Annotated in this window: 8 protein-coding genes and 1 pseudogene; all 9 read left to right on the forward strand. The window is 71.9% G+C overall.

Features of this window, described 5'->3' with window-relative positions:
• Positions 1-124, forward strand: a pseudogene (locus IG62_RS46885) (ABC transporter ATP-binding protein); the annotation flags it as partial.
• Positions 125-574: 450 nt separating this feature from the next.
• A complete protein-coding gene (gene hpnC / locus IG62_RS0140315; RefSeq protein WP_030816091.1) occupies positions 575-1,441 on the forward strand; it encodes a squalene synthase HpnC in 867 nt (288 codons plus the stop codon).
• Entirely contained in the window at positions 1,438-2,391 is a 954-nt protein-coding gene (gene hpnD / locus IG62_RS0140320; RefSeq protein ID WP_199812592.1) for a presqualene diphosphate synthase HpnD, read from the forward strand. Before hpnC ends, hpnD begins: the two co-directional genes overlap by 4 nt.
• A 100-nt stretch (positions 2,392-2,491) precedes the next feature.
• Complete coding sequence (gene hpnE / locus IG62_RS0140325; RefSeq protein ID WP_051799240.1) at positions 2,492-3,925, forward strand: hydroxysqualene dehydroxylase HpnE; 1,434 nt, start codon at positions 2,492-2,494, stop codon at positions 3,923-3,925.
• A gap of 53 nt (positions 3,926-3,978) precedes the next feature.
• Entirely contained in the window at positions 3,979-5,043 is a 1,065-nt protein-coding gene (locus IG62_RS0140330; protein WP_030816099.1) for a polyprenyl synthetase family protein, read from the forward strand.
• Between the two features lie 108 nt (positions 5,044-5,151).
• Positions 5,152-7,173 (forward strand): squalene--hopene cyclase, encoded by a 2,022-nt coding sequence (gene shc, locus IG62_RS0140335; RefSeq protein ID WP_030816101.1) that lies wholly within the window; start codon positions 5,152-5,154, stop codon positions 7,171-7,173.
• On the forward strand, positions 7,173-7,841 hold the full coding sequence (locus IG62_RS0140340; RefSeq protein WP_030816102.1) for a hypothetical protein: 669 nt from the start codon (positions 7,173-7,175) through the stop codon (positions 7,839-7,841). Before shc ends, IG62_RS0140340 begins: the two co-directional genes overlap by 1 nt.
• Positions 7,842-7,846: 5 nt before the next feature.
• On the forward strand, positions 7,847-8,872 hold the full coding sequence (gene hpnH / locus IG62_RS0140345) for an adenosyl-hopene transferase HpnH (protein ID WP_030816103.1): 1,026 nt from the start codon (positions 7,847-7,849) through the stop codon (positions 8,870-8,872).
• Between the two features lie 77 nt (positions 8,873-8,949).
• A partial coding sequence (locus IG62_RS0140350) for a 1-deoxy-D-xylulose-5-phosphate synthase N-terminal domain-containing protein (RefSeq protein WP_030816105.1) occupies positions 8,950-9,314 on the forward strand: 365 nt, incomplete at its 3' end.

Here is a 9,314-nt window from a genome sequence, read left to right on the forward strand (position 1 = left end):
CCACAACAACAAGTCCATCCGCGACACCTGCGACCGCGTGCTGTGGCTGGAACGCGGCGAACTGCTGATGGACGGCCCCACCGACGAGGTCATCAAGGCGTACGAGAAGGAGACCGGCAAGTAGTCCTCCTGACACCCGGAAGGCCCCCGCGGTCCGTGCCGCGGGGGCCTTCGACGGTGAAGAGACGGTCAACTCCGCGGACGACGGGAACAGTTCGTCCGGAAAGGATGTTGACCGGATCGTTGCCTGGGGCTTCGGTACCCACTCGGACGCAAGGGAGATGTACGGCGTAAGCTGTACGGGTGCTGAACAGCACAAGTGGCACAAGTCGGGCAATACTCACCCAAGAGGGCGATGAGGGCTCGATCGGGGCGCGTCGTCGGCTGCGGCGTGTCCGAAATAGGATGTTTTAGCTTGGCGGTGTAGAACGGGAGACGTGACGGCAATGGCTACTGGTTCGCTCCGGCACCGAAATGCGCCGGGCAGCCCCCGGTGAGCCGAGACAACGAGCGGGCGCGTCGCGCCTTCCTCCGAAGGGTGGCGGCCGGTGACGGGCGGGACCACACGCGCACCGTGCTCGATCAGGCCGCACACGAGAACTTCCCGGTCGCGCCGTTCTTCCTGCCCCGCGCCTGGCGGGCCGACCTGATGGCCGTGTACGGCTTCGCCCGGCTCGTCGACGACATCGGTGACGGCGACCTCGCGCCCGGCGGCGCCGATGCCGTCCTCCTCGGACTCGACCGGGCACAGTTCGACGACCGGCCCGCGCTGCTCGATGCCCTGGAGGCGGACCTGGAGCGCGTCTTCAGCGACCGCGCGCCCGGCCCCAAGCACCCGCTGATGCGCCGCCTCGGCCCGACCGTCCGCCGCTGCGAGCTGACCCCCGAACCGTTCCTCGGCCTCATCGAGGCCAACCGCCAGGACCAGCGGGTGAGCCGCTACGCCACCTACGACGACCTGGTCGCCTACTGCGAGCTGTCCGCCAACCCCGTCGGCCGGCTCGTCCTCGGCATCACCGGCACCGCCAGCCCCGAGCGCATCCGCCGCTCGGACGCCGTCTGCACCGCCCTGCAAATCGTCGAGCACATCCAGGACGTGGCCGAGGACCTGGGGCGCGACCGCATCTACCTCCCCGCCGAGGACCTGAAACGCTTCGGCGTGTCGGAGGCCGATCTGGCCGCGCCGAGCGGGGGCGCATCGGTGCGCGCACTGATCGCCTACGAGGCGGAACGCGCCCGTGACCTGCTGGATGAAGGCACCGCGCTGGTGGGTAGCGTCCACGGCAGACTCAAGCTGCTGCTGGCCGGTTTCGTCGCCGGCGGACGTGCCGCACTCCAGGCGGTCGTGGCCGCCGAACACGACGTACTCCCTGGACCGCCCAAACCGACCAAGCTCAGCCTGCTGCGCGAGGTGGGGGCGACATTGCGAAGAGAGGGGTGAGTCGGACCGTGGAGGCAACCGCACACGCGTCCGCGCCGGTGCTCGCTGCATACCGCTACTGCGAAGCCATCACCGGGCAGCAGGCGCGCAACTTCGCCTACGGCATCCGGCTGCTGCCGACCGACAAGCGCCATGCGATGTCGGCGCTCTACGCCTTCTCCCGCCGGGTCGACGACATCGGCGACGGCAATCTGGAGACCGCAGCCAAGCAGCAGCGCCTGGAGGACACCCGGGCGCTGCTGGCCCGCATCAAGGACGGCCGGCTCGACGAGGACGACACCGACCCGGTGGCCGTCGCCCTCGCCGACGCCGCCCGCCGCTTCCCCGTCCCGCTCGACGCGCTGGACGAGCTGATCGACGGCGTGCTGGCCGACGTGCGCGGCGAGACCTACGAGACCTGGGACGAGCTGAAGGTCTACTGCCGCTGCGTCGCCGGCGGCATCGGCCGGCTCTCGCTCGGCGTGTTCGGCACCGTGCCCGGCGCACAGGACACCGAGCGCGCCGCCGAGTACGCCGACACCCTCGGTCTCGCCCTCCAACTCACCAACATCCTCCGGGACGTTCGCGAGGACGCCGGCAACGGCCGGACCTACCTCCCCGCCGAGGACCTCGCCAAGTTCGGCTGCTCGGCCGGGTTCGCCCAGCCCGTCCCGCCGCCCGGCTCCGACTTCACCGGGCTGGTCCACCACGAGGTGCAACGCGCCCGTGCGCTGTTCGCCGAGGGCTTCCGGCTGCTGCCGATGCTCGACCGGCGCAGCGGCGCCTGCGTGGCCGCGATGGCCGGCATCTACCACCGCCTGCTCACCCGGATCGCCGCCGACCCCGAGGCGGTCCTGCGCGGCCGGGTCTCGCTGCCCGGCTGGGAGAAGGCGTTCGTCGCGGTGCGCGGACTGTCCGGGCTCGACGCGCGGGCGATCGGCCGCCGGCAGGCCGTACGGAGGCGCGGATGACCGGCCGGGCCACGCACGACAGCGGTGACCCCGCGTCAGCACGGCGGGCAACCCTCCCCCGGGCGGCTGCGTCCATGACCCACGTACGGGGGGAGCACACATGACATCCACAGCCACCGCGGTGGTGGTCGGCGGCGGGCTGGCGGGCACCACCGCCGCCCTCGCGCTGGCCGACGCCGGGCTGCGGGTCACCCTCGTCGAGGGCCGCCCCCGCCTGGGCGGACTGGTCTTCTCCTTCCGCCGCGACTCCGCCGTCGGCGAGCTGAGCGTCGACAACGGCCAGCACGTCTACCTGCGCTGCTGCACCGCGTACGGGCAGCTGCTGGACCGGCTCGGCGCGGCCCACCTGGTGCCCCTGCAGGACCGGATGGACGTGCCCGTCCTGGATCCCGGGGGCACCTCCCGGGCGAAGTCCGGGGGACGGATGCGGCTCGGCCGGCTGCGCCGCACCGCCCTGCCCGTCCCGCTGCACCTCGCCGCCAGCCTCGCGCGCTATCCGCACCTGTCCCCGGCCGAGCGGGCCGGTGTGGTGCGCGCCACCCTCGCACTCAAGGGCCTCGACCCGGCCGACCCGGTCCTGGACGGCGTCGACTTCGGCAGCTGGCTGCGCCGCCACGGCCAGTCGTCCCGGGCCGTCGAGGCGCTGTGGGACCTGGTCGGCATCGCCACACTCAACGCCCGGGCCGGCGACGCCTCGATGGGCCTGGCCGCCAAGGTCTTCAAGACCGGACTGCTGTCCGCCCCCGGCGCCGCCGACATCGGCTGGTCCCGGGTCCCGCTCGGCGACGTGCACGACGCCCTCGCCCGTACGGCACTGGAGAAGGCCGGGGTGCGGATCGCGCTGCGCACCCGCGCCGCGTCCGTGGCCCGGACCGACGGCCGCTGGCAGGTCGCGGTGCAGAACGGCCCGCACGGCGGCGAGCGGCTCACCGCGGACACCGTCGTCCTCGCCGTACCGCAGCGCGAGACGCATGCCCTGCTGCCCGCCGGGGCGCTGGCCGACCGGGACCGGCTGCTGGACATCGGCACCGCCCCGATCCTCAACCTCCACGTCGTCTACGACCGCAAGGTCCTGCGCCGCCCCTTCTTCGCCGCGGTCGGCTCGCCCGTCCAGTGGGTCTTCGACCGCACCGACGCCTCCGGACTGACCCGGACGCCGGGGAACGAACGCTGCCAGTACCTGGCCGTGTCGCAGTCCGCCGCGCAGGAGGAGATCGACCAGCCGGTCGCCAAACTCCGCGCCCGCTACCTCCCCGAGCTGGAACGGCTGCTGCCGGCCGCCCGGGGCGCCCGGATCGTCGACTTCTTCGTCACCCGCGAGCGCACCGCGACCTTCGCGCCCGTCCCGGGCGTCGGCAGGCTCCGCCCCGCCGCCCGCACCCAAGCCCCCGGCCTGTTGCTGGCCGGCGCGTGGACCGCCACCGGGTGGCCCGCGACCATGGAGAGCGCTGTGCGCAGCGGCACCGCCGCCGCTCGCGAGGCACTCAACGAACTCGGCTTCCCCCAGGGCCAGTTGCCTCAGGAGGCGGCATGACTACGAGTACCAGCGCTCGCACGAGCACGAGCATCGGAAACAGAGGAGAAACCGTGAATCCGGCTTCCCCAGCTATCGACACCGAGAGCGTCACCGCGCTGCTGGAGCGCGGACGGACACTCGCCACTCCCGTGCTGCGTGCTGCCGTGGGCCGGCTCGCCCCTCCCATGGACACCGTCGCCGCCTACCACTTCGGCTGGATCGACGCCACCGGCAACCCCGCATCGGGCGACAGCGGCAAGGCCGTCCGCCCCGCGCTCGCCCTGCTGTCCGCCGAGGTCGCGGGCCGGGCCCCCGAGGTCGGCATCCCCGGCGCGGTCGCCGTCGAGCTGGTGCACAACTTCTCGCTGCTGCACGACGACCTGATGGACGGCGACGAGCAGCGCCGGCACCGTGACACGGTCTGGAAGGTGCACGGTCCGGCCCAGGCCATCCTCGTCGGCGACGCCCTGTTCGCCCTCGCCAACGAAATACTGCTGGAGCTCGGCACGGTCGACGCCGGCCGCGCCACCCGCCGGCTGACCCTGGCCACCCGCAAGCTGATCGACGGCCAGGCCCAGGACATCTCCTACGAGCACCGCGAGCGGGTCACCGTCGAGGAGTGCCTGGAGATGGAGGGCAACAAGACCGGCGCGCTGCTGGCCTGCGCGGTCTCCATCGGCGCGGTCCTGGGCGGCGCCGACGACCGGACCGCCGACACCCTGGAGAAGTACGGCTACCACCTCGGCCTCGCCTTCCAGGCCGTCGACGACCTGCTGGGCATCTGGGGCGACCCGGACGCCACCGGCAAGCAGACCTGGAGCGATCTGCGGCAGCGGAAGAAGTCGCTGCCGGTCGTCGCCGCGCTGGCCGCCGGTGGCCCGGCCTCCGAGCAGCTGGCCCAGATCCTGGCCGCCGACGCCAAGAAGAGCGAGACCGAGATCGCCGACTTCACCGAGGAGGAGTTCGCCTCCCGGGCGGCCCTCATCGAGGAGGCCGGCGGCCGCGAGTGGACCTCCCAGGAGGCCCGCCGCCAGCACGCCACCGCCATCGCCGCGCTCGACGAGATCGACATGCCCGAGAAGGTCCGGGCCCAGCTCGTCGCGCTCGCGGACTTCGTCGTCGTACGAGAAAGATGACTCCCTATCGACAACGAATAGATCGCAGTCGCCGGCCGGTGCCCAGCCAGGCGCCGGCCGACGGAATCCCTGAGCACGCTTTGACAGTTCACTGCAGAAGGGGAAGCCATGACAGCGACGACCGACGGAAGCACCGGAGCACTGCCGCCCCGGGCCCCTTCGGCCAGCGATGCCACCGCTGAGAAAACGACCGCACCGGCCCGCAGGACCGCCACCGCCGTCGCCGAGGACACGGCCGAGGCCGCCCGCCGCGCGACCGCCCGCGCCACCGATTATCTGCTCTCCGTCCAGGACCCGGCCGGATGGTGGAAGGGCGACCTCGAGACCAACGTCACGATGGACGCCGAGGACCTGCTGCTCCGTCAGTTCCTGGGCATCTCGGACCCCCGGACCACCGAGGCCGCCGCCCGCCACATCCGCGGCAAGCAGCGCACCGACGGCACCTGGGCCACCTTCCACGGCGGGCCCGGTGAGCTCTCCACCACCATCGAGGCCTACGTCGCCCTGCGGCTCGCCGGGGACGCAACCGACGCCCCGCACATGGCCGCCGCGTCCGCCTGGATCCGCGAGCAGGGCGGGGTCGCCGCCTCCCGGGTCTTCACCCGCATCTGGCTGGCCCTCTTCGGTTGGTGGAAGTGGGAGGACCTGCCCCAGCTCCCGCCGGAGCTCATCTTCTTCCCGAAGTGGTTCCCGCTCAACATCTACGACTTCGGGTGCTGGGCGCGGCAGACCATCGTGCCGCTGACCATCGTCTCCGCCAAACGCCCGGTCCGCCCGGCGCCGTTCGCCCTCGACGAGCTGCACACCGATCCGTGCCGCCCCGACCCGCCCCGCCCGCTCGCCCCGGCCATCAGCTGGGACGGCGTCTTCCAGCGCCTCGACAAGGCGCTGCGGGTCTACCACAAGGTCGCGCTGCGCAAGCTGCGCCGCACCGCGATGCGCTCGGCGGCCCGCTGGATCATCGAACGGCAGGAGAACGACGGCTGCTGGGGCGGCATCCAGCCGCCCGCCGTGTACTCCATCATCGCCCTGCACCTCCTCGGCTACGACCTCGACCACCCCGTGCTGCGCGAGGGACTGGCCTCCCTCGACCGGTTCGCGGTCCGGCGCGAGGACGGTTCCCGGATGATCGAGGCCTGCCAGTCCCCGGTCTGGGACACCTGCCTCGCCACCATCGCGCTCGCCGACGCCGGACTGCCCGCCGACCACCCGCAGCTGGTCAAGGCCGCCGACTGGATGCTCGCCGAGCAGATCGACCGGCCCGGCGACTGGAGCGTCAAGCGTCCCCAACTCCCGCCCGGCGGCTGGGGGTTCGAGTTCCACAACGACAACTACCCGGACATCGACGACACCGCCGAGGTGGTGCTCGCACTGCGCCGGGTCAAGCACCCCGACCCGCAGCGGGTGGCCGCGGCGGTGGACCGCGCGGTGCGCTGGAACTTCGGGATGCAGTCCCGGGACGGCGGCTGGGGCGCCTTCGACGTCGACAACACCAGCCCGTTCCCCAACCGCCTGCCGTTCTGCGACTTCGGCGAGGTCATCGACCCGCCGTCGGCCGACGTCACCGCCCACGTCGTGGAGATGCTCGCCGAGGTCGGCCGCACCCACGATCCGCGCACCCGCCGCGGCATCGCCTGGCTGCTCGCCGAACAGGAGCCCAGCGGCGCCTGGTTCGGACGCTGGGGCACCAACTACGTCTACGGCACCGGCTCGGTGCTGCCCGCGCTCGCCGCGGCCGGCATCCCCGCCTCCCACCCGGCCGTGCGCCGCGCCGTCGGCTGGCTGGAGCGGGTGCAGAACGACGACGGCGGCTGGGGCGAGGACCAGCGGTCGTACGCGGAGCCCGAGGCCTGGGCCGGGCGCGGCGCCTCGACCGCCTCGCAGACCGCGTGGGCGCTGATGGCGCTGCTCGCGGCCGGGGAGCGGGACAGTGAGGCGGTGCGGCGCGGGGTGCGGTATCTGGCCGCGACCCAGCGCGAGGACGGTTCCTGGGACGAGCCGTACTTCACCGGTACCGGCTTCCCCTGGGACTTCTCCATCAACTACCACCTCTACCGCCAGGTCTTCCCGCTGACCGCCCTGGGCCGCTACGTCAACGGCGGACCGGCCGGAGCACCGGTGGGGGCCTGATGCCGAGACGGTCCCCCGCGCGTCGGGAGCCCCCGCTGCTGGTCGCCTGTGCGCTCGGCATCGAGCGGTTCGCGCTGCGCGGGGGAGACCGGGCGGCGTCGCCCGGCGAGAGCCGGCCCGGGCTGGTCGTGCTGCGCACCGGCATGGGCCCCCAGGCGGCCGAACGCGCCCTCGCCGATGCGCTCCGTGACGGCTCCGACACCGCCCGTTCGCCCGTCGTCGCCAGCGGCTTCTGCGCCGGCCTCGCGCCCGGTATGCGCCCGGGGGACGTGGTCGTCGCCGAGGCCACCCGGGACCACCGCCCGGGCCTGCCGGACGTGCCCTGCCGCGACAACGGGCCGCTGGTCGGCGCCCTGCGGCAGCGCGGCCTGACCGTGCACCGCGGGCTGCTGCGCGGCTCCGACCACGTCGTACGCGGCGCGGAACGGGCCGAGCTGCACGCCTCCGGCGCGATCGCGGTGGACATGGAGTCCGCCGCCACGCTCCACACGGCCCGGCGGTCCGGCGCCCGTCCGGTTGCGGCCGTCCGGGTGGTCGTGGACGCTCCAGAACATGAACTCGTCCGCATCGGCACGGTGCGCGGGGGAATATCGGCCTTCCGCGTGCTGCGCAGTGTGCTTCCCGTTTTCTATGAATGGCACCGTTCTTTGCTGCTCCCCAGGAGGTGAGCCAGATGGCCATGCCGCTCCGTCAGTCCATCCGGGTCGGGACCTATCTTTTTGAACAGAAGATGATCCGGCGGCGCGAGAAATTCCCCCTCATCGTCGAGCTGGAACCGCTCTTCGCATGCAATCTGAAATGTGAGGGCTGCGGAAAGATCCAGCATCCGGCCGGGGTGCTCAAGCAGCGGATGCCGGTGGCGCAGGCGGTCGGCGCGGTCCTGGAGTCCGGCGCCCCGATGGTCTCCATCGCCGGCGGAGAACCCCTGATGCACCCGCAGATCGACGAGATCGTACGGCAGTTGGTGGCCAAGCGGAAATACGTCTTCCTGTGCACCAACGCCATGTTGCTGCGCAAGAAGTTGGACAAGTTCACCCCCTCGCCCTATTTCGCGTTCGCGGTGCACATCGACGGAATGCGCGAACGGCACGACGAATCCGTCGCCAAGGAAGGCGTGTTCGACGAGGCGGTCGCGGCGATCAAGGAAGCCAAGCGGCGCGGATTCCGGGTCACCACCAACTCCACCTTCTTCAACACCGACACCCCGCAGACCATCATCGAGGTCCTCAACTTCCTCAACGACGACCTCCAGGTCGACGAGATGATGCTGTCGCCCGCCTACGCCTACGAGAAGGCCCCCGACCAGGAACACTTCCTCGGCGTCGAGCAGACCCGGGAACTGTTCCGCAAGGCGTTCGCCGGCGGCAACCGGCGCCGCTGGCGGCTCAACCACAGCCCGCTCTTCCTGGACTTCCTGGAGGGCAAGGCGGACTTCCCGTGCACGGCCTGGGCGATCCCCAACTACTCGCTGTTCGGCTGGCAGCGCCCCTGCTACCTGATGAGTGACGGATACGTGCCGACGTACCGGGAACTCATCGAGGAGACGGACTGGGACAAATACGGCCGGGGCAAGGACCCGCGCTGCGCCAACTGCATGGCGCACTGCGGCTACGAACCCACCGCCGTTCTCGCCACCATGGGCTCCCTCAAGGAATCCCTCCGAGCGGCGAAGGAGACCGTCGCCGGAAACCGCGGCTGACCGTCTGCCCGAGGGAGCCCGCCGCCGCGGCGGGCTCCCTCCGCCACGGCCGCCGAACGACCCGAGGGGGACCGAACATGACGATGCTGGAACACATCACCGGACCGCGCGACCTCAAGGCGCTCCCCGCCGACCGCCTGCCCCAACTCGCCGAGGAGATCCGGCACTTCCTCGTCCACGCGGTGTCCCGCACCGGCGGCCATCTGGGCCCCAACCTGGGCGTGGTCGAGCTGACCCTCGCCCTGCACCGGGTCTTCGACTCACCCGTCGACCGCATTCTGTGGGACACCGGCCACCAGTCCTACGTCCACAAGCTGCTCACCGGCCGACAGGACTTCTCCAAGCTGCGGGCCAAGGGCGGTCTGTCGGGCTACCCCTCGCGGGCGGAGTCGGCACACGACGTCATCGAGAACAGCCACGCCTCGACGGTCCTGGGCTGGGC

This window comes from Streptomyces sp. NRRL S-337 (assembly GCF_000720175.1).
GTDB lineage: Bacteria > Actinomycetota > Actinomycetes > Streptomycetales > Streptomycetaceae > Streptomyces > Streptomyces siderophoricus.